16 protein-coding genes are annotated in these 24,038 nt (G+C 63.9%); 8 read left to right on the forward strand and 8 right to left on the reverse strand.

Going from position 1 to position 24,038, the window contains the following annotated elements; all coding sequences use genetic code 11:
• Nucleotides 1-127: 127 nt before the first annotated feature.
• The 5 genes from drmC to drmD are packed head-to-tail and all read right to left on the reverse strand — an operon-like array spanning nt 128 to nt 13,553.
• Nucleotides 128-865 carry a DISARM system phospholipase D-like protein DrmC gene (gene drmC, locus IBJ82_RS28210; protein ID WP_194829022.1) on the reverse strand — a complete coding sequence of 246 codons (738 nt, stop codon included), beginning with the start codon at nt 863-865 and terminating at the stop codon, nt 128-130.
• The gene (gene drmB / locus IBJ82_RS28215) at nt 840-2,849 is read right to left on the reverse strand and encodes a DUF1998 domain-containing protein (protein ID WP_194829023.1); all 2,010 of its coding nucleotides are present in this window, start codon (nt 2,847-2,849) and stop codon (nt 840-842) included. Before drmB ends, drmC begins: the two co-directional genes overlap by 26 nt.
• Entirely contained in the window at nt 2,846-6,463 is a 3,618-nt protein-coding gene (gene drmA / locus IBJ82_RS28220) for a DISARM system helicase DrmA (protein ID WP_194829024.1), read from the reverse strand. Before drmA ends, drmB begins: the two co-directional genes overlap by 4 nt.
• A complete protein-coding gene (locus tag IBJ82_RS28225) occupies nt 6,460-10,398 on the reverse strand; it encodes a DNA methyltransferase (protein ID WP_194829025.1) in 3,939 nt (1,312 codons plus the stop codon). Before IBJ82_RS28225 ends, drmA begins: the two co-directional genes overlap by 4 nt.
• The gene (gene drmD / locus IBJ82_RS28230; RefSeq protein WP_194829026.1) at nt 10,395-13,553 is read right to left on the reverse strand and encodes a DISARM system SNF2-like helicase DrmD; all 3,159 of its coding nucleotides are present in this window, start codon (nt 13,551-13,553) and stop codon (nt 10,395-10,397) included. The genes IBJ82_RS28225 and drmD overlap by 4 nt, the downstream gene beginning before the upstream one ends.
• An 83-nt stretch (nt 13,554-13,636) precedes the next feature.
• Between drmD and IBJ82_RS35510 the strand changes: the two genes are divergently transcribed.
• The 4 genes from IBJ82_RS35510 to IBJ82_RS28250 all read left to right on the forward strand — a co-directional run bounded on the left by IBJ82_RS35510 (nt 13,637) and on the right by IBJ82_RS28250 (nt 17,160).
• Nucleotides 13,637-14,737, forward strand: coding sequence for a helix-turn-helix domain-containing protein (locus tag IBJ82_RS35510; RefSeq protein ID WP_370585523.1), 1,101 nt, complete (start codon nt 13,637-13,639; stop codon nt 14,735-14,737).
• Nucleotides 14,730-15,269 (forward strand): hypothetical protein, encoded by a 540-nt coding sequence (locus IBJ82_RS28240; protein WP_194829027.1) that lies wholly within the window; start codon nt 14,730-14,732, stop codon nt 15,267-15,269. The genes IBJ82_RS35510 and IBJ82_RS28240 overlap by 8 nt, the downstream gene beginning before the upstream one ends.
• Before the next feature lie 20 nt (nt 15,270-15,289).
• Nucleotides 15,290-15,961 carry an alpha/beta hydrolase gene (locus IBJ82_RS28245; protein ID WP_194829028.1) on the forward strand — a complete coding sequence of 224 codons (672 nt, stop codon included), beginning with the start codon at nt 15,290-15,292 and terminating at the stop codon, nt 15,959-15,961.
• A 245-nt stretch (nt 15,962-16,206) separates the two neighbouring features.
• Complete coding sequence (locus IBJ82_RS28250; RefSeq protein WP_194829029.1) at nt 16,207-17,160, forward strand: LppA family lipoprotein; 954 nt, start codon at nt 16,207-16,209, stop codon at nt 17,158-17,160.
• A gap of 161 nt (nt 17,161-17,321) precedes the next feature.
• On the opposite strand, the gene IBJ82_RS35235 is transcribed toward IBJ82_RS28250, so the two are convergent.
• Both IBJ82_RS35235 and IBJ82_RS28260 read right to left on the reverse strand, forming a co-directional pair.
• Nucleotides 17,322-18,833, reverse strand: coding sequence for a hypothetical protein (locus tag IBJ82_RS35235; protein WP_194829030.1), 1,512 nt, complete (start codon nt 18,831-18,833; stop codon nt 17,322-17,324).
• Nucleotides 18,830-19,045: a hypothetical protein gene (locus IBJ82_RS28260; protein WP_194829031.1), complete on the reverse strand. Its 216-nt coding sequence runs from the start codon at nt 19,043-19,045 to the stop codon at nt 18,830-18,832. The genes IBJ82_RS35235 and IBJ82_RS28260 overlap by 4 nt, the downstream gene beginning before the upstream one ends.
• A 151-nt stretch (nt 19,046-19,196) precedes the next feature.
• Between IBJ82_RS28260 and IBJ82_RS28265 the strand changes: the two genes are divergently transcribed.
• Nucleotides 19,197-19,868, forward strand: coding sequence for a TetR/AcrR family transcriptional regulator (locus tag IBJ82_RS28265; RefSeq protein ID WP_370585524.1), 672 nt, complete (start codon nt 19,197-19,199; stop codon nt 19,866-19,868).
• 146 nt (nt 19,869-20,014) lie between these two features.
• Here IBJ82_RS28265 and IBJ82_RS28270 read toward each other — a convergent pair whose 3' ends face one another.
• The gene (locus IBJ82_RS28270; RefSeq protein WP_194829032.1) at nt 20,015-21,433 is read right to left on the reverse strand and encodes a WGR domain-containing protein; all 1,419 of its coding nucleotides are present in this window, start codon (nt 21,431-21,433) and stop codon (nt 20,015-20,017) included.
• Nucleotides 21,434-22,004: 571 nt separating this feature from the next.
• Between IBJ82_RS28270 and IBJ82_RS28275 the strand changes: the two genes are divergently transcribed.
• From IBJ82_RS28275 to IBJ82_RS28285, 3 genes are all read left to right on the forward strand, one after another.
• The gene (locus tag IBJ82_RS28275; protein ID WP_194829164.1) at nt 22,005-22,541 is read left to right on the forward strand and encodes a hypothetical protein; all 537 of its coding nucleotides are present in this window, start codon (nt 22,005-22,007) and stop codon (nt 22,539-22,541) included.
• A 136-nt stretch (nt 22,542-22,677) separates the two neighbouring features.
• On the forward strand, nt 22,678-23,418 hold the full coding sequence (locus IBJ82_RS28280; protein WP_056816690.1) for a glucose 1-dehydrogenase: 741 nt from the start codon (nt 22,678-22,680) through the stop codon (nt 23,416-23,418).
• Nucleotides 23,419-23,498: 80 nt separating this feature from the next.
• The gene (locus IBJ82_RS28285; protein WP_194829033.1) at nt 23,499-24,032 is read left to right on the forward strand and encodes a hypothetical protein; all 534 of its coding nucleotides are present in this window, start codon (nt 23,499-23,501) and stop codon (nt 24,030-24,032) included.
• The last annotated feature ends 6 nt before the right edge of the window (nt 24,033-24,038 follow it).

The following is a 24,038-nucleotide window of genomic DNA, read 5'->3' on the forward strand; positions in this document are numbered from 1 at the left end:
CGTTTCGGCTATTTGATCGGCCGAGTGCAGCCCAGAATGCTCGATGCTGTCTCGGATGTCGATCCAGTTCAGGTACTGGGGAGGGAGCTTTTGACTTTGAGTCACTGCCCGAGACACTTCCGGCACCTCAGGGTTGAAGTACGCGCTCGTATACCGTCGTCTCGGATGCTCGGAGTTGCTGCTCGACTGCTTCGGTCAGGGTGGGGTTGTCGACAATCAATCCGAACTCGATGTTGTGGTGTTCGGCGCTGTGCGAGAAGTTGGCGCTAGTGACCAGTAGGAACCGGTGGTCGACGGCGACGAACTTGGCGTGGTTGGTCACGTATTTGCCGTCGTATTCCTTGGTGCGGAACACTATTCCTGGAGCGAGGTGTCTCGCGACGTCGTTGCTGGTCGGCGACCGGGATTTTGCCCCGGAGTCTGCGGCCCGGGCGTCCATGTACACCTTGACGTGCATCGACGGGCGACCGGCGGCTCGGCGCAACGCGCCCCATAGTCCCGAGGACCGTTGGAAGTTGAACGTCGAGCAGATCACCGAACTGCGTGCGCCATCGACATGCTCGACGATCGACGGAGTGAGCCGCCCGGCGTCGGCCAAGGGGCCGGGTAGGGTCCACAGCTGGCCGAGCTTCGTCACGGTCGACCGTGCGCCTTGGATGCCGCGCAGCACCACGATGGATAGCGACGGGTCCAATTGCCGCAGCAGTGCCGTGGCTTCCGGGCGACGGTCGATCGACAGCGCAGTGAGCGCCGACCGGATTGTCGCGCCGGCGGCGAGACGGTCGGCGATGTCTTTGGCCTCGGTGCCGGTCAGGTACCGACCGAGCAGGCGGGCGGTCTCACCGGTGGAGTTGGAAGAATCCAAGGCTGCTCCCCGGTAGATCGATGAGGAACCGGCGGTCAAGGAACCGGTTGGCGCGTTCGCAGGACGTCTCCGACGCCATCACGCAGCAATGGCAGGCGGCGCCGTGTAGGAAGTCTTCCGGGGCACGCGGAGTCCGCATGGAGCAGATCGGGTCCGACGGGCATCGTGTCGCACGGCGCAGCGCGTTGGTGACGACCCGGTCGAGCAAGGCTGGTCGGCTCTGCTCTACGAGGCCACCGAGGGTCCCGTCGCTGTCAGAGGCGGTGGTGCAGATCAGGAGCCCGGCGGCGGCGGGTCTGTCTGCACTGGCATGCCAGGCGTAGAGGCGTTCGCTGAGGCTGGCGGCGTTGTAGCCGCAGGTCATCGCCAACTCGCGGATCAGGATGTGGGCCAGGCCGTGAACGAGCCAGTAGCGGGGCGGCTTGAGCCGCGTCTCGTGGCCGACGTCGGCGGCCGTCTCGGAGTGGCGGCGTTCGAAGTTGAGTTTGTGGGCGGCGACGTGGGCTTTCCAGGTTTTGCTGGTGTATGTCCGGCGTTCCCATGCGGTGACTGCGTCCTCGTCGAGTTGCAGGAAGATGCCTTCGCCGAGATCTTCGGTTGCAACAGTCCATTTCGGTTTCGCCGCGCGGGCCAACGGTACGAATCGCTTATCGATGTCGTCGACCCGGTCCATTTCGTCGATGCGGGTGAATCCGATCAGGGCGTTGACTTTGCGCAGCGACTCGACGGCCAACACTCGAGTGATCTGCGGTGGCAGCGTCGGGCCGCGCTCGCGCCGGGCGAGGGTGAGGCCGCTGACCTCGTCACGTTGGCCGTTGGCGACTGCATCGTGCAGCAGATACTTCCATTCGGGAACCAGCAGTTCGATCGGATCCCATTCGCGTTTTTCACCTTCCGCGTCGTCCGATGGCTTTTCGGCCAGTTCGATGACGGCTGCGAACTCGTTGTCGGGCAACGCGAACGCTGCGGGCACCGACTGTTCGATCAGTGCTTTCAGTACATCGAGGTTGCCTTGGAACTTGGCCAAGTTGGGCCCCAACGCGATGCGAACAAGTGTGGCGAGATCGCGATGATGCTCCTCCGGCGAGGTCACGGGCATCACGACGACGGACTGAGTCACCGGGAACCACAGATTGGATGCGCCGATCAGCATCAGTCTGGTGTCCGCGCCGCATTGTTCGAACGCGTCCAAGTGCGGGTGCCTGCCACGACACGGCGGCAGCTTCTCCCGACCGGCCGCGCCCTGGGCCTCGTTCATGGCTCGGGTCTTTCCGCACGCGGTGCAGTCGATGCTGGCCGCCGCGCCCTTGCCTGCGGTGCGGGTTGCCATCTTCAGCCGTGGAGCTTCGGCGGCGGTGCACGGCTTCCCTCGGTGTACCCATTCGTTGTATGGGAACTCGTCGAGGTGACCGTCCGCACAGGCCAACAGGTAGCGGGCCGCGACGGCGTCGCGGCCTTTCGCCTTGCGGGTGCCTTTGCGGCCGGTGCAGCCGGTGTGTTCGAACGCGGCTTGGTCGGACCGGTATGGGTGGGTGTTGTGGTACTTGAACAAGGTCAGCGGGCCGAGCAGGTCGCAGCCTGTGCACCGCAGCCACTGCGGGAACACCCGGGCGGGAACACCGAGGTCGTTTCCTTCGGTGGACATAGCCAGCTTTTGGGCCTGCCAGGGGTGTGGTCGCAGTGCGACGTCACGGGACTTCATCAGCTTGGCCACGGCCTCGCGCAGCCGAGGCGCGTGGATGGTCCGGATGCCGTCGCGGCGGTCGTAGATCTTGTCCCAGTCGTCCAGACCTGTCGGCATGATGGTGAAGTTCGGCAGGTCCATCACCGCGCCGGGACCGTAGGTGTACAGCAGGGACGACGGCCGTGCCGAACCGACCTTGGCACGATTGTGCTTCGTGCCCTTCTCTTTCAGTTTGTCCGCGTCGTCGAGCGGCGCGACCGCCTGGCTCGGGTCGTAGATGTAGTCGGCTTCGACGGTCACTTGGCGTCCTTCTCGTTTGCCTCGGGCATGGCCCACTTCGGCGCGGACAGCGGCGCTTGGTAGTACAGGTTCTCTTCAATCGGGCTGACGAGCAGGTTGATCTCCGGCTGTACCTCGCGCATCGAGTTCGCGATCACAAAGGGCGGCACGTCGCGGTTGTCGGCCAGTGCCTTGCCGTGTTCGGGGCTGATGATCAGGGGGGCGGAGGTGGATTTCCCGACTCGTTCGTAGACGAGTGTCTGCATTTGGTCCGTCACCTGCGCGCGACGCTTGAGCCACAGGTCGCGGCGCATGGTGAGGCGTTGGTGGGCGGCTTGGGTGGCGTCTTCGCTGCGGGCGGCCCGGCTCATTCGCGTCACCAGGGCGTCGATCAGTTCGTCGACGAACTTTTGCTCCGTCTCGATGCGGCCTGCACCGGTCTCCTCGGACAGGCCACCGGTTTTTGCCGCTTGAAGGACGCGGGCAGCGCTCACCAGGACGCCGTCCATGCCACGCAGGATCGAGGTCTTCGAGTAGGGCGTTACCGACAGTGCTTCGACCTTCGCGTAGAAAGTCTCGTGGTAGTGCCGGAACTGCTCGAAATGCGCGAGATCCCGCGGCCTGGCCCAGTTGCCGAGTGTCACAACCAAACCTGGGCGGTCGCCGTCACGTCCGACGCGGGAGGACGCCTGGATGTACTCCGCGGTGTTCTTCGGTTGGCCGACGACCATCATCAACCCAAGCCGAGTGACGTCGACACCGACTTGCAGCATCGACGTGGCCAACACTGCGTCGAACGGTTGCCTGGGTCGTTTCTTGGTGTGGGGAACCCCGGAGGCGTCGATCTCCGGATCGAACGGGATGCCCATCTCGTCGAGGGTTTTGGTGATGTCCGCGCCTGCGACGCGGGCGGTGAGCTCGGTGATGTTGAGTTGGCCGATGGTCCCGTATCGCTTAGGCAGGCTGCGCGACCACGGTCGGCCTTTGGCCAGCAGGTCCTGCACGTCGTCGTCGAGATAGCGCTTCATGCCCGCCAATTCGCGGGTCGCGCTGAAATAGCCGACCAGGGTCATGTACGGGTCGGCGGCAACCCCGGACCGGTTGAGCAGCAGCTGCCCCGCCGACATCAGGATCTCCGCGACCCGGATCTCGGCGGTGGTCAGCCGGACACCCGTGGTGGAGATGCCCACGTAGCGGCGGCCGGGGTTCTCGTTGTCGAGGGGCACCTCTTTGGAGAAGAACGTTCGGCCCGCGTCGAGCACCTGCGGCGGGAAGATCGTCACGTCGCGGCCGTAGAGCGCCTTGACCTGGTCGGCGGCATTGCGGGCGGTCGCGGTGGACGCCACTATTAACGGCTGCACCGGTCGACCGTCCGCGGTGCGCCACGACGAGACAACGTCGATCGCGGCCTCGAACAACCCGACGGTGGTGCCCAGCGCTCCGGTGATCAAGTGCAACTCGTCTTGGATGATCAGGTCCGGCGGACGCAACCGGATGGTTGGCCGGACTGCCGCGCCGGTGCCCGGATGCTTGCTGCCGTCCTTGATAGCGCAGTCCGCATAGTCTTTGTGTACATAGCCGTGCAGGTCGCAGCGCTGCGCGACATACCCGAACAGCGATGCCGCCTCACCTTCGCGGGCCAGGCGGGCGAACTTGTCGACCGTCGCGATCACGAATGATGGGGCGAGCCGGTAGATCTCCTCGTCCACGGTCAAGATCGGCAGCCCGTGTTCGGCGGCACCACCTTTCGAGAACGGACAGTCGCTCAGCTCATCGCCGCAGTAAACGAACACTCGTCGCTGACTCGGGTCCGGATCGACGTCGCGGGCGGTGATCTTGTCGCCACACCACGGGCAGCGCTGAATCTGCAGCACCGTCAACCGGTGACCGCGCCCCTCGTTGACCTTCTTCAACTGTTCCGCAGCGTCTTTGAACCGTTTCGGGCTGACGTCGGTACCTACCCACAGTCCGATCCGGAACGGCTCCGGACCCCACGTCGCGACATCGGTGCGGCGCGTCACCTCCGCCGCGCACACCAGGGCGGTGGCCCGTTGGAACTGTTGTGCAGTGAGCAGCCGCAGCGTGTAGCGCATCAGGACCGCCACCCCGCCTCCGCCGTCGAGGGCCCCGTCTGGTGTGTCGAGCACCCCTTGGCGGCGACGCATCGCGAATGTGTACGCCGCCAAACCGAGGTAGGCCTCGGTCTTTCCGCCGCCGGTCGGGAAGAACAGCAGCTGCGCTTTCGCCAACTCGCCGGAGCGGCCGTCAGCGGCCGGGTCGGTCAACATCGGCAACTGCATCAGGATGAACGCCAACTGGAATGTGCGCCACGAATGTGCCAGCGGACCTTTGGCCTTCACGGTCGCGCGGGCTGCGGCGATGGACTCGTCCGAGTGCTGCGCGCGGCGTTCGGCCACCTGGGATTGGATACGCTGCTCGGCCATCACCGTGTTCATGAAGCGGAAGCACCGCAGCGCCTCCGGGTCATCGATGAGGTGCTGGAGTCCGCTTTTCAACTGGCCGTGCACATTTCGGGCCTCGGCGACCGCTTCGAGCGCATCTGTCCGCAGGTGTGCTGGCATCTGTTCGCCCGTCGCCTGCTCGCCGTCCAACCAGGTCGCGTAGCCGGTGACGATCGGCTCTAATCCGGACCGCAACTCCTCGACCTCGACGGTTGCCAGTCGCTCCATGTCCAGCAGTGCGTCCTTGATCTCCTCGGCCTTGGTCTGTGGGGTTTGGCAGGTCGGCAGCCACGTCGTCCACACGGATCGGGCGCGCCGGGAGTTCTCGGCGACATCCCAATCCACCGAACACGTTCGGCCGACCGCGAACTCCAGTCGATCCCGGTATTGCAGGTTCAGCAACCGCAGCTCGTCATCGAACTCTTCGTCGTCGTCGAGCTGCAGGTCTCGGACTGGAAGGAACACCTCAGCGCCGTCGGCGTTCACCGCGAGCTTCGTTTGAAACAGCCATGCGTTGGTGGGGATCTTCGCCGGGGTCTCCGCGTCGTTGCACAAGGCGATCTCGATCAACCGGCGTCCGCGCGACTGGTCGTCGTACCGGTCGACGCGCAGGACCACGGTGTCGCGCAGGTGGAATGCCGTCGTCTCCTTCGGGACCAGGTCCTTGACGTTGATGACGGTGTCGATCGAGATCGGGGTCCGCTGAAATCGGGGGCCTGACCGTTTACCTTCTTCGTCGACCTCCGTTGGCAGCGGCTCGTAGGTACCCCACGATGCCGTCACGGTGAACGATGTCAGGCCCGTTGGGATCTGCAGACGTAGCCCCATCGACGCGGGGATGATCAGGCCACGGCGTTGCGGGCCGTCCTCGGCCGTGTCCTCGTCGGCGGTGGCCGCTGCATCATCGACCGCGGTTACTGGGACGCCGCGGCTTTCGAGTGCGTCCAGCTCGTCACCGACGTCGGTTGCGGGGTCGTCGTCCCAACCTTTGTCCGTGAGGCGGACCGGGGCGATCCGGCCGATCAAGTATGCGGAATCAGGTGGACCGGCGAGAAGCTCGTTTGGGCCGCCCGCGGGGCCGAGAAGTTCGCGTTCGAGGATGTCGGCGAGATTCTCCCGAGCTGTGACCGACCGGCCGTCGGGCTTGTAAGAGAGAACGTACGGTATGGTCACTGATTATCCTCCGCGTCGTCGGCAAGCGGCCGTGCCCCCGTCTTAGCTTGTGCGCGCCGATGGTTCTCTTTGAGAAGCCGGTATAGGATCTCATCCCGCGATGTCGAATCCATGGTGAAGCGCTTGAGATTGTTCCGTTCCCGGACGTCGTAGGCAGGTTTAATATCGCTCCAGCCGAACATGTCCAGAACTTCTGAATCAAGTTCCACAAATTGCTCACGAAGTGAGGTAATTTCTGAAGTTTGGTGGCCAATGTCGTTAAATGCATTCATAACAGGCCGCAGTCCGCCGAGCCTCCTGCATAGGTTCTCCAGTGCTGCACTGAAACGTTCCGCGGCGTCGATGTGCGAGCAATCGACCATCCATGGAAAAGTGTTGGACAGCCTGCGAGGTGCATAGCTCGGATCATTTCGAGTTGTCGATCCAAAACTTAGAGTCCAATGATAATGGAGGCTCGACGCAATTTGTGCGTAAGTAGACAAATCGGCAGTTGGAAACACAATCACGCCCATATCGACTCTCGTCGAGGCCGGTATCCAGCGCGGCATTAGGAGGTTGCTGTTGCGGGGAATGGCTATTGCCCGGTCCAAGCCGCGCAATTCGCCATATAGGGCTTTCGCGGAGCCCTCAAAATCCCACCAGCGGCGGTCCCCCTTCCCCTTCGCTAAGGAGCTCTGACGCCAAGGTCTTTGATGGTCATAAAGATGCGTCCAGAGTGGTTCCATGCGACGGGCCTCGTCTTCGGATAGACCGTCTAGATCGATCAAGTACTCGTGAGGCAGTGCAGGATCTCCCTGCGTTACCTCCGCCGCGCGTATGTAAGGGAATAGCCTTGTACGCAACTCGGGGTGCATTTTTAGCCAGGCCCGTGCGCGTTGCGATGAGACGCGGAACCCGTCCCCGTTTGGATATGTTCCGACATAGGCTCGAACTGGCAATATACCCTGCGGTGGTTTTGGTTCACCGACGAGAACTCTCGATCTGGAAGCATTTTTGTTCTTCGTAATCCACAGCTTCACTACGGACACGGAAGCTCCGCCTGGACCCCAATCGAACGTATCAGATACGTCAGTTAGCTGCGCACCACTCGACATTACCTGATCAAGTCCAACGATCTTGGTGTGTGACTGCATTATTGACTTGGCAACTACGATGCCGATTACGCCCGTGGGAGAAAGTAGAGACGATTGTCGTAGAAGGAAATATGCAGCGAGGTCTGCGTCACCTGCGACTCCTCTAGCGAGTACGCCTTGCAAAAAGTCGCGATAGTTCTTTCCGTAGGCTGTTGTTATCTTCTTACTGTGAAGAAATGCCGGGTTGCCAATGATAGCATCGAAGCCGCCACGTTCGATCACGTGAGGAACGGCAATTACCCAATGGAGCGGCTTCCATCGCGTGTAATCCGTATCGGCGGCAGGCGTGAGTCCGGCTGCCAGGATATTGTCAAGCATTGTCCGATCGGCTTCCTGGCCGTCATCCGGGAACGCGTCACCGATAGCGGCAGCTAGGTTCTGGTACGCCTCTCGTAGTGGCTTGCCCCGCTTCGCGCCCAGTCGTAGCCCGGCGGCGACGATTCCGTCGGCGACCTCCGACAGCGTCTTGGTGAGTTGTTGGTACTGCCGCCACTGCCGGCGCTTCGCCGTGGCCGAACGTTGCGGGTCGCGGTCGTCGATCTCGCTGGCAAGGTCGACGCGAAGCCTGGCGGCCTTTGCCAAGACGTCGTCTATGTCCAGGTTTGAGAGCACCATCTGATCGTCGACGGGATATATGTTCTGGCACTTGAGCTGGCGAATATCGGTAAGTCCGAGAAGTGAATTACCGTGTAGCACCTTGTCGTCAACGAACGAGAACGGCAGCTTTGGGTCGAGGGAGACCAGCCATAGGGAGAGCTTGCACATTTCGACAGCCATGCCGTTGATATCGGCGCCGTACAGGCATTTGGCAACGACGAGACGAATCGCGTGGACTTCCAGGTCGTGAGCTGTGCCGATGGCGGCACCTTGGTAACGCCATGCTTCGACGAGACGTTTGCCGAGGTAGCGAGCGGCGGCGACGAGGAACGCGCCGGAGCCGCAGGCGATATCGGCAATTCGAAGCTCAAGGATGTCCTCGGATGAGACAAGCCGCCAGGCGTCCCGGTCGGCGGTCTGGTGTGGTCCAGGCCGATATACCAGCGGCTCAAGGGCGTACCGGACTACCTCCTCAGCGAGATCCTTCGGGGTGTAGTGAGCACCGGCGGAAGCACGGGAAGCTGTTTCAACGACGAGGACGCCGCCGGGATGAACAACATACGGGCGGTCGCGCAGGTCGCGGCGAATGACGCCGACGAAGGGATGTAACCGGTCCCGCAGGTCAGCGTCTGTAGTGACTGCGCGCAACGCACGGTCAGCGTCTTCGGTAGAATTAGCAGCTTTGATCGCGGCGGCCAAAGCGGATGGCGAGGGTCCCGTGGCGGCTGGCAGGTTGGATTTGACCCAGGAGATCACAGCAGCGGCTAACTTCGCCGGGTCCGGGTTGGCAGCAGCGAGGGACTCAAGAATGTGCAGCGGGATCTCAGGTTCCAACCCCGCCTTGCCGATCAGACCGACAGTCACTTCGTCTACATCGGCGCAGGAATAGCCGAGGAGGCCTTCGTAGATGTACCCGATCTGTTCGACGTCGATGTCGCGGAAAGAGATCCGGCTTGCGACGCCTTTGACAACGGCGACCTGAACTGACGCCAACACGGCAAGCATCACCCGGTCGCTTACCGCGATGAGCAAGCCCCGGTCGTCCCTGGCAGTGAGGAATCCGAACCGCTCCGGGTCGAACAAGGAGCCGCCGTAAGGCGGAATTCGCATGTCCTCGAAGCCGGCCCCCTGGTACAGCGCCCGCGATGTCGCGAGCAGCCGATGCCACGTCATGTGAGTGGCGTCGAGCGCCTCGGTGCCCGCGTCGCGGGCGCGGGCGTCGAGCAGGTCGAGTTCGTCGCTGAGGCCGTAACCGCGGGTGAACAACTCGCTCTCGGGCAATAGCTGCCGCTGCTCGGCGAACAAAAGGAAGACCACCCGCATCATCATCGTGACGGCGGCTTCGTACACCGCACCGCGGTCGGCGGGCAGCGGGTCGGGTTCGCCGCGTTCGACGACGGTCAGCGCGGACTCGGACAAAGCCTGGACGAGCAGCTCGACGGCCTGTCGGACCTGGGTGCCGAGGGCTTCGGTGATCTCCTCGGCCGACTTCACCGACTCCGCAAACAGCTGCGGTAACCGGTCCCCTGGAACTCCGCCGACGAGTTGTCGACGGGCGAGGAGGGCGAAGAACGCGTTGCGGGTCTGCGGTTCCTCGATCCAGGTGTGCGCGTCGACGATCCCAGAGGCGACTGACTCCTTCGGGCGGGCGCAGACGATGCCCCACCAGCGGCCGTCGGTGACTACGCCGATCTCAACGCTGGCTTCGCGCAGTAATTGGGTCATCCGGTCGATTGCGCTGTCGGACCAGCCGTCGAGGCTGGGGTCACGCAGCGAATCGACTGGGTCGATGACTAGTACCAGTGCGCCCACTAGTCCGCCGTGAACGAGCGCCCCGGCGGTCGTGACTGTGACTTTGTGGTCGGGGGAGCGGACGGCCTGGGTGTGTTCGGTGGTGTAGCTGCCGACCCAGCCGACGATCCCGCGCAATATGGTGTCGACCCAGGTGTCGCGTTCGGTGCGATAGAGGTCGAGGGCGCCCTCGTCCTCGCGGTGGGTGTCCCAGTTTTCCCAAGCCTTTTCGAAGGCGGGCTTGGCTTCGGAGAGGACGGCTTTGCGGTCGGCGGTCAATGGGGGCATGCCCTGCGGCCACACCCGTTTGACGGTCGGCACGGACAGGAACGGCCCTTCGGTATCGACGAGTTCGAGCCAGGCGCGGTGCAGTTCCGCGACGGTCGGGGGCTTACGCTTCGGCTTGGTGCTCATCGCAGGGCTCCCGGCTGGGCATCGGCGGGGGTGAGGGCGAATACGACGGCGGCTGCCGACACGTGTGGTTCGATATCGCGGTAGCGGTCTCGGATGGCCTCAACCTCGCGGTGTTCCTCGTCGGCGAGGCCGGCGCGGCGGTCCTGCATGATGCGCAGGTCTTGGCGGCGTTGCCGTTGCTGGTCGCGGGCGATCTCGGGCATGTCGAGGGCCATCAAGTCTTCCTCGGCTTGGATCTCACTAGTCAGGCGGCCGACGGATTCGGTCAATGTGGTGCGGAAGTTCGCGAAAATCTGGCGGGCTCGGGTGATGTCGTCGTCCTCACGGGTACGCAGCGCCTCGGCGACTCGTTTCTGCCGGGCTTGAGCGCGGGTGCCGATCGCCTCCAAGAGTTGCCCGCGCATCCGTGAGCCTTCGGTGTTCCACAGTTCGGCCAGCATGGTCCGTACGTCTTCGCTTGCCAGAGTGAGGTTTTCGGCATCTAGCGCCTCGTCGAGTACATCCTCGACCTTGGTTTCGGCCATGGCGCGGCCGCGCAGTCGGACGCCGGTCAGGAACACCTCTTCGTGTAGCCGCAATCCGCCTCGGCCTACCAAGACCAGGCGCGATACCGCCGCGACACAGGACTGCGGCAGGTCGTCCACGACGACGGCGGTGACCCGGTTGACGGGTGAGTCGACGCCGAAGAGCGCGCCACGCAAAATTCGCGCCGACCGTTGCAGGATCGCGTGCCCGAGGTGGATATGCACGAGGTCTTTGCGGTCCCTGGCGGCTTCGTCGTCGAAGGTGATCGGTCGGACGAGGTCCGGTTCGAGCGCGGTGGTCAACCCGCGCAACGCCGGTTGCCAGGCGGGGCCTAACGCCGGGACGGCAAAAGCGGGCGCGTCGGTGCGGTCGTCGCCAACTTCGATCAGCAACGGCTGTTTCGTGTGGTTGAGCGCGGTGTCCACGACTCGGCGGGCGTTGGCCGGGGTGAGATGCATCTTGGCCTTGATCTCGGGGTATCGCTGCGCCAGTTCGGTGAGCCGGGCACCGAGACGGCGTTCACCGGCAAGGGCGCGAGAGATAGCTTCCTCGCCGCTGTCTGGTACGACTTTCGAGCGGCGTTTCGCGCTCGGACTGAACCGGTCCTGCACCTCGGCGGCCATCACCTGGTTCATCTTCCCGAGGTCTTTGCGCGCGTTGCCGACCTTTTCGGCGATCCGGCGCATGAAGTCGAGGTCGGCGGCGTAGGTGGCCGACGCGGCGTCCGGGGCGAAATGGAAGATCTCGGGTTGTTCGTGCTGGCCGTACCGGTCGATACGGCCGATGCGCTGCTCGAGACGGGACGGATTGAACGGGACGTCGTAGTTCACCAGACGGTGGCAGTGGTCTTGCAGGTCGATGCCTTCGCCGGCGGAGTCGGTGGCCAGCAACACCCGCACCGGAAACTTGTTCGGCTCGTCAGTGAACTGTTGCCGCACGGTCTCGCGGTCTTCGGCGGGTGTCGAACCCTGGATGACTGCGACCCGGCCGCGATAGCCCTTCTGGTCCAGCACCCCCGCGATCCAGCCGAGCGTCGCGGCGTATTCGGTGAACACGACTACGCGCTCGTTGGTCCAGTTCTTGCCGTCGGGGCGGCACACGGCGTCGAGGAAAGCGATCAGCGCGGCCAGTTTTGAGTCGGGGCGGTGCTCGTAGCCGCTACCCCACGCAACCAGGTTGGCGATCTCAGCCGGGGTGGCCGCAATGAGCGGGTCGGAGCCTTTGCTCTTGCGCAGGGTGACGAACTCCGGTTGGTCCTGCTCGCCTTCCTCCTCATCGGACTGGCCAAAGGACATGACTTCCTGGAAGTACTCGTCGTCGTCCTCGGGGATCTCCGGCAACCGACCGGTGGCCGCAGACTTGTCATAGAGCTCCAAGGTCTTCGCGAATGACCATGGGCTGGAAAGGAACCGCTTCTTCAACAGCATCGCGACAATGTCGCCGGACTGGCCCTTGCGGCCGTTCTTGCGGGCACTGTCTTTCAGGATGCGTTCCAGCAGGGCGAACTTTTCCTGTTCGGGGTCGCTCGGGGTGAACTGGATGATCCTGAGCACCCGGGTTTTAAAGTCGAGGCTGGTGATGTCGGTCTTGAGCCGGCGCACGATGATGTCGCGCAGGGCCCGCTCGTCGAGGGTGGCTCCGCGGGTGAACCGGCGGCCGTCGATCATCTCCAGGAGCGCGGTGAACGATTCGGAGTAGCCGTTGTGCGGGGTCGCGGACAGAAACAGGCGATGTTCGCATCGCTGCGCCAATGCGCGGGTCGCGAGGGTGCGTTTGCTGTCGATCGCGTAGCCGCGCCGACCCCCGACGGGGGGCGGGCTCGCTGGGGCGACATGGTGCGCTTCGTCGACGACAAGGGCGTCGAAGGCGTAACGGCGGGCGGTGCCGGAATCGCGTACGTCGGCATAGAGTTCGCGCAGCAGCCGTTGGGCGCGCAGCGACGGCAGCCATGCCATGCTGACGATTACGCGAGGGAACAGGCGGAACGGGTTCGCGTTGAGGCCATGGCTTCGCCGCACGTCCGCGATCAGCTCGCTGTTAACGATGACGAAGTCCAAGCCGAATTTGTCGCGCATCTCGTCGCGCCACTTCACCGACAGACTCGGTGGGCAGACCACCATCACCGACCGGGCGCGGTGGCGCAGCAGCAACTCCTGGATCACCAGGCCTGCCTCGATGGTCTTGCCCAGGCCGACGTCGTCGGCCAACAGCAGGTTCGTCCGCGACGATTGCAATGCGCGGCTCAACGGCTCCAGCTGGTAGGCCTCGATATTCGCGCCGCTGCGGAACGGGGCCTGGTAGGAGTTCGCGTCGGCGGAGGTCACCGCGCCCCAGCGCACCGCGTCGACGAAGGCAGCGAGGGTGTTCGGGTCGTCGAACCCGGCCTGGGTGATTGTCTCGGGCAGGTTCTGTGGCGGTGCTACCGAGTGGCCGACTTCGAGCTCCCACACGACTGCGAGTTCCTCGCCGAGGCGGTCTTCTTCGAGCGACTGCATCTCCACGACGTGTGACAGGTGGGCTGCGCCTTCGTCGGCCGGGCTGCGGGGCAGGCCTTGCGGCCGGACCTCGGTGACCGCCCATGTCGACCCACGCACGGTGACGACTTGGCCCGGTTCAGGCACCTTCGGCATTGTTCCCCACACCCTTCGTTCCAGCGGATCGGTCCACCGTATCGAGCGTTTGCGATTATCGCAATCGGTGCTAGTTTTGTGTTGTGTCTGAGATTCCCGAGCGTGTGCGCGAGCTTATTCGCACGTCCGGCCTATATCAGCGTGATTTTGCCGGGCAGATAGGTTTGGACGACTCCAAGTTGTCCAAGTCACTCAGCGGAGCGCGCCGATTCTCCTCCCTGGACCTTGCGCGCATCGCCGACGCTTGTGGGGTCACGGTGGACTGGTTGTTGACTGGTGTAGATCCGGCACTGGCGGTGGCGGCCCGCACCACCGGCGGTAGTGCTGGGGACGCGGTGCGCATTGCCAAGCGGTACGGCCGGTTACGCGACGACCTCACCGACCTCGGGTATCCGCAGCCGTGGCGGCCGGTGGAGATCTCCGAGGCCAGCGGGTATCTGGACCAGGGCAAGCGGCTTGCGGTCGCGGCTCTCGCACGGGTCGCTGAATGCTCCACCTCGGTGACCGAGCCGGACTTGCCCGCGCTGATCGAGGACGTGTTCGGTGTGGATGTCGCCGTCGCGGCATTGGGCTCCGGCTTCGACGGATTGGCTGTATCCTCGACAGAGGTCCGGCTCATCTTGCTGGCAACCGCCCATGTTCCGGCCCGGCAGCGGTTCACCCTCGCGCACGAACTCTGTCATTTGCTGGCGGGCGACGACCAGGGTCTGCACTTGGACAACGACGTATTCGACAAATCTCAACGCAAGGAACCCAGTGAGCAGCGTGCCAACGCCTTTGCCGCTGAATTCCTGATGCCACAAGACCTTTTGCGGACACACATCGATGGCGGACTCACGACAGAGTCCTTCGCCGCGTTGGCCTGTGAACTGATGGTGACGCCGTCGACTCTGGCGCTGCGCTTGCAGTCGTTGCGGTACATCGACGCCGGCGTCGCTGAACCCTGGAAATCGATCACTGCGGCCAAAGCCGCGGCTCTCGCCGGTCGTGGCGACGACTTCGCCCATAGGGTTGCTGCCGCGGCCAGGACGAGGCCACCGGGGCTGCTGGTCCGTGACGCTTTTGCGGCTTATCAAAGCGGCAAGACGACTCTGCGGCCGTACGCTAATCTCCTGGAGATCGATGTCGACGCGCTGCGGCTGTCGTTGGAGCCTGATGGGGGGAGTTCCAAAACTGGTGAGTGAGTACGTGTTTCCAGACAACACCGTGTTGTGCAACTTCGCCGCCGTCGACCGGGTGAGCCTGCTAGCGGCCATTCTGAACGGCGCCGGCCGCTGGGCCGAAGCAGTCGCCTACGAGGCGAGCAGATCGGCCAAGTACTTGCCCAAGCTGGCGACCCTGCTGGCAGACGGCTGGATGGGCGAACCGATCGAGATCGACGATGACGCCGAGGCGCGGAGGGTCGAGCAGATTCGGCGGGTCGTTTTCGGCGGTCTAGAGGACAAGCCCCTGCAGCACCTCGGAGAGTCGCAGACTTGTTTTCTTATCGCCGAGTCCGGCCGTTTTGACGGCGGATGGTGGATCTCCGACGACCGGGAAGCCGTGCGGTATGCGAAGTTGCAGGGAATTACAACCCGCGAGACGATCCATCTGATGAACGCAGCCGTCGTCGACGGTCTCATTACGGACCGACAGGCCTTCGCCGACATGCGGAGGATGGTCGAGTGTGGGCGCTACGTTCGGCTCCCGAAGGATGCAGCTGAACTGCGGCGTTGAGGGTGCGTCGGGTGTAAAACGTGAACGGCGGCATTTCGGGCAAGGCCGAGAAAACGATCGAAACGTCCCCGCAAGGCGGGATAGGGAGTCTGTCCGAAGTCGAGCCCGACATGATCAACGTCACCAACGAAGGTCGCGCAAAGGAAGCGGTGCAACCGTTGTCGTCATTTTACACCGGCCTCGACGTTGCCAGCGAGAAAAACGATCCTCATATCACCGCGCTCGGCCACTCCTACGGATCGTTGGCGACCAGCCATGCCTTGCAGCAGCAGTCCGGCGTAGTCGACGACGTCGTCGACTACGGGTCGCCGGGCTTGGGTGCCGATATTCCGGGTCAGCCGGGCCTGAACGGATTGGGTTCGCCCATCACCAACCTCGGGTTCAACGACGCGGTGGAGAACGCGGGTGATCTCGGGCTTCGCAACGGCCACGTTTACGAGATGACCGAACACGGCGAGATCGTCGGCAACCTCGATTCATTCGGCCGAAGCCCGGATGAGATGCCCTGGGTCACTCATCTGAGCACTGACCCGATCACCGTCGGTAACCAGCACTACGAGAGTGGCGCCGAGAACCCGCATTCGGAATACGGTCGGACGGGTTCGAACGGCAACCTGCACCGCTCGGGCTACAACCTCGCCGCGATCGTCGCCGGATTGCCTGAGAACGCCACCAACCCGAAGACTGGCTGATGACTTCACGATCGACTGTGGCGCAACGCGAACGACATACCCGGACGAGGCGACAGATGACAAGGGTGCGCGACCTGTTCGTAGTAGCGATGTGCTGTCTTGCCACTTCGAGTCTTGTCATCGGATGTGATGCGGCGCGAACTCACCCAACCATTACCGGCCCGGAAGAGACGGCCGCCGCGACACAGCGGCTGCGCGAACGCCCCAGTGCGGAGGCGGAATTCACCGCGATGTGATCCACAACGATGGAAATCGCGGCAGTCGCTGCCGAGTTGATCCCCGGTATCACCTTCGAGTGGTCGAAGAGCGACTACCTCCGCACCGAGCAATGTTTTAAGCCTTATGATCAAACGGGCGGCGCGATGATCGGTCTGGAGAACTACAGTTCTGCTCCGACTGTCGCCGTTTCGGATGAAGTGTGGCAGCAGTTCGCCCGTCGGGTTCAGAGCATCGCGGAACGCGTTGGTGCGACTGTTCCCTCCTCGGGACCGGATCCGCTCGTAGGTGGAGGTGCGTTCTACAACCCGGAGGACGGGACCAAAATCTGGTTGGGCCGGAACCAGGGGATCTCCATTGAAACCAAGGTCGGCTGCCGCTTGTACGAAGCACAGCTCACCGATGCCGGTGAGCCGACTCCCACCACCCTCGAAGAAACTGCCGCAGCCGAACAGCGCCTACTTCAACGCCGCAGCCTCGAAGACGAACTCACCGAGATGCGGTCTGCTGTCGAGGAAATCGGCACGGCCGCTGACGGCTTCCTCCAGTCCGAGACCTTCGAATGGGACTCTGGGATTTCGTACGAACCGAAGCCATGCGGACGTCCCTACGACCAGACTCAGGGAACGGCGCTTGCGCTGGAGGACTACGAGGTCAAGGTCGTTTCGCTCTCAGCCATTCCTGACAATGGCTGGCAGCAATTCGCTGACCGTGCCCGTGAGGTCGCCGCCCGTTTCGGCGCGACTCTGCCGGTGATCAGCGAGATGCCCGGCAACTACCATCAGGACTTCGTAAACAGCGAGGACGGTGCTCGCATCTCTGTCCGGAAGAACCAACTCACCGTAACGATCACCGCTCAGACCGGATGTCGTCTTGCCGAGAACCCTCGTCTGCGTAGGTCCGGGCTGCCGGGTCCAGGCGAGCAGGTTCCCTATCCGACTCCTTTTCCAACGCCGACAACTCCGGTTGCGCGACCGCGATGACCAGGCTTTCACGCAATCCCCATGCAGCGAGGCTTTCAGGGTAAGGCCGTAGACATCCGGCTTTGCTTCGCCGCGGAACACGCTGTCCCGCAATGTATGTCCCGTACGAGTGTCCTCCACGACTTACACAGTTGCGAGGATGCTGATAGGTCCCCGGACGATCAGCTGGCAGTCATGTTGCCCGCAAGTTCTGGTTGACCGCATTGGGTCGCTTGCGCGGCGAGCAGGCCGCGGAGTTGTTCGGGGATTTCTGTGCGGATCTCGGACAAGCCTTGCCAGATGGCGGGATCTCGCGTGGTGATAGTGCCGATAAGGGTTTCCAGGTTGTCGGCTTCGTTGAGGAGGGTGAGGGAGCGGGATCGACGGGAGAAGTCTTGGCGGAGAAGGATTTGTATCAGGGATGCGGCGCAATCGGCTGCGGGGGCGGCTTGAATCGCGGCACGGAATTCGTTGTCGGTGAGGGTGTTAATCGTGGTGGCGAGGGTGTCGTGGGTGGTGGTGGGGAGGTCGTTGATGAGGGGGAGGGCTTCGGGCCAGAGGTTGTGGGTGGCGGTGGCTTCGATGGCGGCGGTGAGGTAGGCGGGGCGGTGCATTACCGGGAGGGAGGCCAGGCGTTTGCGGTCCGGGGTGGAGAGGGCGAGGGCTACTGGGAGGAGGGTGGGCCAGTGGTTTTCGGTGTGGGCTTGTTCTATGAGGGTGGTCAGGGAGTCGTCGGGTTCGGTGGCTACTCGGGCGGCGACGGTGTGGAGTTGGGTGGGGGAGAGGTGGGTGGCTAGGGGGAGTAGGGAGAGCCAGAGGTTTTGGGTTAGGGCTAGGTCGGCGATTTTGGTGAGGAGGGTGGGGTTTTGCATGGCTGGGCGCTGGGCCAGGCGTTGTAGGGGCTGTGGGGACATGCCTGCTGCTACGGGGAGGAGGGTGTCCCAGGCGTCGACTTCTTCTACTGCGGCGAGTAGGCCGTCGATGACTTCGTCTTCTTGGGCGGCTACGACGTTGGCGAGTTTGGAGCGTTCGGTGGGGCCGAGGAGGGCAAGCAGGGTGATTGCTTTGGGCCATTCGTCGGCGTCGTGGGTTGCGCGGATGACACCGGGGACTCGGTCGGTGACGATGGCGAGGAGGCGGTCGGCTGCTGAGGTTTCCTCGAGGTAGTAGCCGACCTGGAGGATGTCGAGGTCGGAGGCGTGGGGGAGGGCTGCGCGGAGGACTGAATCGGGGACTGATCCTGCGAGGTTGCCCATTGTCAGATAGTCGCCGCGGCTGATCAATTCGCTGGCGACGGCTGCTGCCATCGGGCCGGGGACCTGGGCGATCAGTTCGACTGCTCGGCGGGGGTCGAGGGTGAGGGTGCCGTCGGCTAGGAAACTGGGGGAGAGGGCGCTGGCGATGGCTACGGCGCGGGCTGGGTCGACGGAGCCGGCGAGCGCGGCGGCGAGTACGGGGCCGAAGGCGGCTTCGGTGATCTTGGCGGCGATGGGGGCGGGGACCAGTTTGGCGGCGGCGCCGACTCGTTGCATGCGGCGGGCTTCGCGGCGGGCGGTGAGATCGGTGATCTGGTCGCGGAATTCGCGGAGAGCAGCGGGTGGGAGGGTGGCGAGGAAGTCCAGGTCGGCGGGGTTGCGGTCTAGGACGCGGGCCAGTTTGGCTAGTTCGACGGTGGTGTGGTGGGTCGCGGTCATAGTCCGAGCACCTTCTTCACGGCGGGGCGGGCCAGGCGGGGGATGAGGCGCATGCCGGAGTCGAGGGCGCCGTCGAGGGCGGCCTTGCGGTGGTCGAGGGCGGCGCGGACGTAGTTGTCGAGGAGTGCCAGCTCGTCGGGGGTGAGGGTGGCGAAGTCGGGTGGTGGTGGGGCGCCGAGTGTTGCGGTGAGTTGGCGCAGGGCATCCGACACGGACCGTCTCCTTCGATGCGTTGTCCGGAAGTTCGTACTGCCGGTACGTATGACGATACTGCCGGTATGTGGTGCCTTCTGTAAAGAGCCGTTCACCTGTGGTACGTAGGAAGTGTCGATCGTACTGCTGGTACGTGTATCGTTCTCGACCGTGACCCGCGCCAGTCGACGACCTCCGCCGGTGAGCCGGGACGTCATCGTCGACGCGGCGATTCGGGTGCTCGATCGGGACGGGCCTTATCCGAGCATGGATGCTTTCGCGGTCGAGGCGGGGATCACGAAGCCGCGGCTGTATCGGCAGTTCACCGACAAAGGTGACCTCTACGCGGCCATCGGTACACGATTCGCAGACTCGGCGTTCGCTGCGACGGGGACCGACCTGACGCTGCTGTTGCAGCCACCCCGCGCCGCCATCGATCGTGCACTCACCGACTATTCCATCGGAATTCTCTCCCACCCCAACGTTTTCCGGTTCCTGACTCAGACGAGTGCGAACCGTGAGGGGGTGACAGGCCAGTACGACCTCGCCGGTGCGGTGGCGGGTCGCTTCGCGGAAAGGGCTCGGGCGGTGGCGGATTCGATTCCGCTGGATGCCGAGGGGATCGAGTATCTTGCGCGGGCGATCGTTGGTGTGATGATCGTGCTGACCGATCTGTGGCTGAGCGACGCGGAGCCGGAATCCGGTGAATTCGTGAGCAGGGTGCATGAATTGGTGTGGGGGATGATCGATGCGTTTCTGCGCGGGCGGGGGATCGCTGCGGATCCCGAGGTGCCGATTTTCGTCACCTTGGCGGCGTTGAACCCGGATGTCGGCGAAGTCTGAGGTATGCGAAACGTCCGGCGGACTTCGAGTCGCCGGACGTTTCACTCTGTCAGTCGCGAGGTCGGTAGGGCAGTACGAACGTCGCGAGTGCCTCCTGCTCTTGAAACAGGCCAGATCCAGCACGTTTCCCCGGTCGGTTCACCGACTCAGCCCAGGCGGCGGATGTCGCCGCGGACTCGGTAGAAGCCGCCTCGGGCGGATTCGGAGACGGCGTCGACGACGTAGCGGGCGCCGGCGAGGCGGATGTCGCGGGGGAATTGGACGTTCCAGCCGGGGTCGTAGCCGGGGGAGATGACGTGGACGCGCAGGGAGTCGCCGTGTTGGAGGCATTCGACGATGACGCCGGTGCCTACGTCGGTGGTGAGTTCGAGGGTGGTGCTGGGGGCTACGGCGGAGAATTCGGGGGCTTTCACCGAGCGGGTGGTGGGGAGGACGCCCTGGTCGGCGTCGCGGATGGCGGCTTCGCTGACGTCTAGGCAGGCCAGGGCGCCGGAGGTGGTGACCAGGTAGAGCTTTTCGTCGTGGTACTGCATGGAGTAGGCGGAGCCGCAGCCGGTGGCGAGTTTCCAGAGGCGGGTGCCGGTGGCGTCGAAGCAGTAGACCGAGGAGTGGGAGTCGCCTGCGAAGACGTAGCGGCCGTCGGGGGAGGCGGCGCAGGAGAAGACAGCGGCGTCGCACTGGTAGGTGCGGGTGGCGGTGCCCTGCTTGGTGATTTCCTCGACCTGGTTGTGGGAGGTGCCCGCGTAGACGGTGTCGGATTCCTGCCAGCCGAACAGGACCGCGCCGCGGGTGGACGAATTCCACTGGGAGCGACCGGTTTCCAGGTGGTACTTGGTGACGCCGGCGCTGTGGCCGTGGTAGACGCCGGTGGGGTCTACGCGGACCATCCAGCCGGAGTTGCCCTTGCTGCGCGCGGACCAGAGGGATTCCTCTTCGTGGTCGATGACGGTCAGGCCGCCCGCGGAGTCGGAGGCGGCGAGGATGCCGTCGTGGATGTCGAGCCAGTAGACGTCGTCGGCGGAGACATCGTAGGCGGCGCGGGGGACCTTGCCGGACAGGTCGTAGACGCGGCCGTCGTCGCAACCCGCGTAGATCCAGAAGTCGTCGGCGACAATGCATTTGACCGCGTCGGGCAGTCTGTAGCTGTTGGTGACGACGCCGGCGGGGGAGAGGGTGAAGACCTCGCCGTCCTCGTTGCCGACCCAGCAGCGCTGCTCGTCGACGAAGATGCCGAAGGCGGCGGCGCCGGAGTCGAAACGCCACAGCACGGGAGCTGACTTGGCGGTGGAGCGCTGGCTGGTGATGCTGCGGCGGGTGACGGTGCGGCGTTCGCGCGCGCCCATGACGGCGGGGGCGTAGCCCTTACGCACCTTTTCGCCGATCTTCTTCTGCGCGGCCGACTTCGCCTTGTCGTCGGTGGCGAAGGAGCTCGCTTTGGACGTTCCCTGCTCGCCGATGCGGCCGTAGCGGATATTGACGTTCGTTCCGGTGACGACTACCTCGTAGAACTTGTGCGAGGAGCCCGCGTCGTCGGACAGTTCGAGATAGGTGGTTTCGGCGGTCATGCGTCCTCGCTGAGCTCGTGGAGATCGAATGCACGAAAAGTAGCAAGGGGCACCGACATTGGCGCGGCGCTCGTCGGCGGTGGGGTATCCGGCCGCCGGAGGGTAGGCGAATGTGGTCCGACCGCACTGGACCGCCTGCGCGGTGAACAAGCTGATCGGGCGCATCGGCAGCTCGACCCCGACTGCGCACAAGCCGCCCAGATAGTGGGATCGCGGCGATGGCCGATGGGTTCGTGGGAGGCGAGTGATCCCGATCCCTGTTATGTCGACGGGTCGAGCCGGTGACGTGAGCGACAGCTGAAGCGCCTTGCGTCGCGACAGGCCGTCTTGATAACGACACGCGGCGAAAGGATTGCGAGATCGCTTCGGGTGATAGATGCTGGTCCGACTGTGTAGTGTGCGTCTGGACGTGACATTTCCGCGACCGTTTCGTAATCTTACAGTGACCTGTTCTCGACAACGACTGGTGATCTACATCGTGACTGCTTCGCATCGCAAAACGTCGGCTCCCAAGAGCCGCATGCCGCTGGCCGTATGCAGTCTCGCGGCAACTATTCCCGGCATGTTGATGATGGTGATGCGGCCGGGTGCGGCGGAGGTCGAGGCAGTGGCTTCGGTCGAACCGCTGTCGACTTCGGCCATCGAGCTCGACCCGATCGCCGCCGCGCCGATGCACGATGCGCCGCAGCCGGGGCCGATTGTCAGGGCTGATGACGAGCTGGCCGCATTGTCGGCGCTGAAGGTCAAGGTTCTGTGCGGGACGGAGTTCAACGGGACGCTGCCGCATGTGGCGCAGGTCGGCAATCTGCTGCAGAAGATGTTCGGGGTCTCGAACATCGGTGGTGCGCACGGTCGCTATGACGGTGACCACGGCGCGGGGCAAGCGCTCGACGTCATGACATCGAACGCCGCGTTGGGCAATACGATCGCCGATTTCGTCCTGGCCAACAAGGCGCGCTTCGGTGTCACCTATGTGATCTGGCAGCAGCGCTACAACGACGGGAACGGCTGGTCCTACATGGAGGATCGCGGCAGCCCGACGCAGAATCACTATGACCACGTGCACATTTCGTTCGAGTCGTCAGGCGCGGCCAACATCGCCTGCTGATTCCAGCTCGTGGTCGGCCTGGGAGCGAACCGCCGTCCGCTGAGCAAAAGTGGAACGTGTTCTAGCAATACTGCCCATTCGAGCGAGCCTCCTCATACGGTGTGAGGGGTTCGATTCGACGAAGGAGTATGCGGACATGGGACGGTTGGCCGGCAAGGTTGCGGTGATCAGTGGTGGTGCTCGGGGGATGGGGGCGGCGCATGCTCGGCGGTTTGTCGCCGAGGGGGCGTCGGTGGTGATCGGGGACGTTCTCGATGACGAAGGTGCCGCGGTGGCAAAGGAACTCGGGGACGCGGTGGTGTATCGGCACCTCGATGTTCGTGAGCCTGAGCAGTGGGCGGGGGCTGTGGCGGCGGCGGTCGAGGAGTTCGGTGGGCTGCATGTGCTGGTGAACAATGCGGGGATCGTCAATGGGAATCTGTTGGTGGACTTCGCGTTGGACGAGTGGCAGCGGATTATCGATATCAATCTGACCGGGACGTTTCTCGGGATGCAGGCGGCTGTTCCGGCGATGAAAGCCGCTGGCGGTGGGTCGATTGTGAATATCTCCTCGGTGGAGGGGATGCGGGGTAGTCCTGGTCTGCACGGATACACGGCGACGAAATTCGCGGTGCGTGGGCTCACCAAGTCGGCGGCACTCGAGCTCGCGCCGCAGGGGATTCGGGTGAATTCGGTGCACCCGGGACTGATTTCCACGCCGATGACCGAGGGGATTCCCGCGGACTTCTTGCAGATTCCGCTTGCGCGGGCGGCCGAGCCGGATGAGGTGTCGGCGCTGGTGGCGTATCTGGCGTCCGACGAGTCCTCGTATTCGACCGGCGCGGAGTTCGTGGTGGACGGTGGCCTCACTGTTGGTGTACCGCACAAAAGCTTCTGACCTGGCGTGCAGCGCGTTTTGGGCGATCGACTCACCGGAACGGGTGATCTCGACCCGCAAAAGCGAGGAAGATGGGGAGTATGGCCCCCAACAGTGCGAAATATCTGATCAGCAACGGCACCGACGACCGGGTGTCGCTTTTCGATGACGGGCGCGTGAAGGTTTGGTCGACCACCCATTTGTGGACCGAAGAAGGTCGCGAGCGGCACAATGCCCTCGGCGAGACTGTGCTGCTCGGTATCGGGCGCACACTCGGTGAGCCCGGTCCCGTGGATCGGCGTCAGCAGTGCGATGCGGAGTTCGAGCTCGACCCGGAGAAAGGTCACACGGTGGCTGCCACCGTTGGCGCGGACAACGGGACCTTCGTGCAGTTCTTCCACGACGGCACGATCGCTGTCGGCAACGACGGACGCGATGTGGCGACGGTGTTCAACGCCGGCCGGGAAACGACGTCGGCTCGCGGCACGACCGGTGTCGGCGGGTCGGTGATGGTCACCTTCGGTGGCAGTTACCGACCGAGGACCAAGCGCGAGAGTGACTTTCAGGTGGAATTGAGCGAGGCCACCGCCCCGCGGCCCAACCGGCTGTACAAGGACGAGTTCCTTGTGAAGTAGATCCGG

Origin of the sequence: Nocardia sp. XZ_19_231 (genome assembly GCF_015355705.1) — a bacterium.
GTDB lineage: Bacteria > Actinomycetota > Actinomycetes > Mycobacteriales > Mycobacteriaceae > Nocardia > Nocardia salmonicida.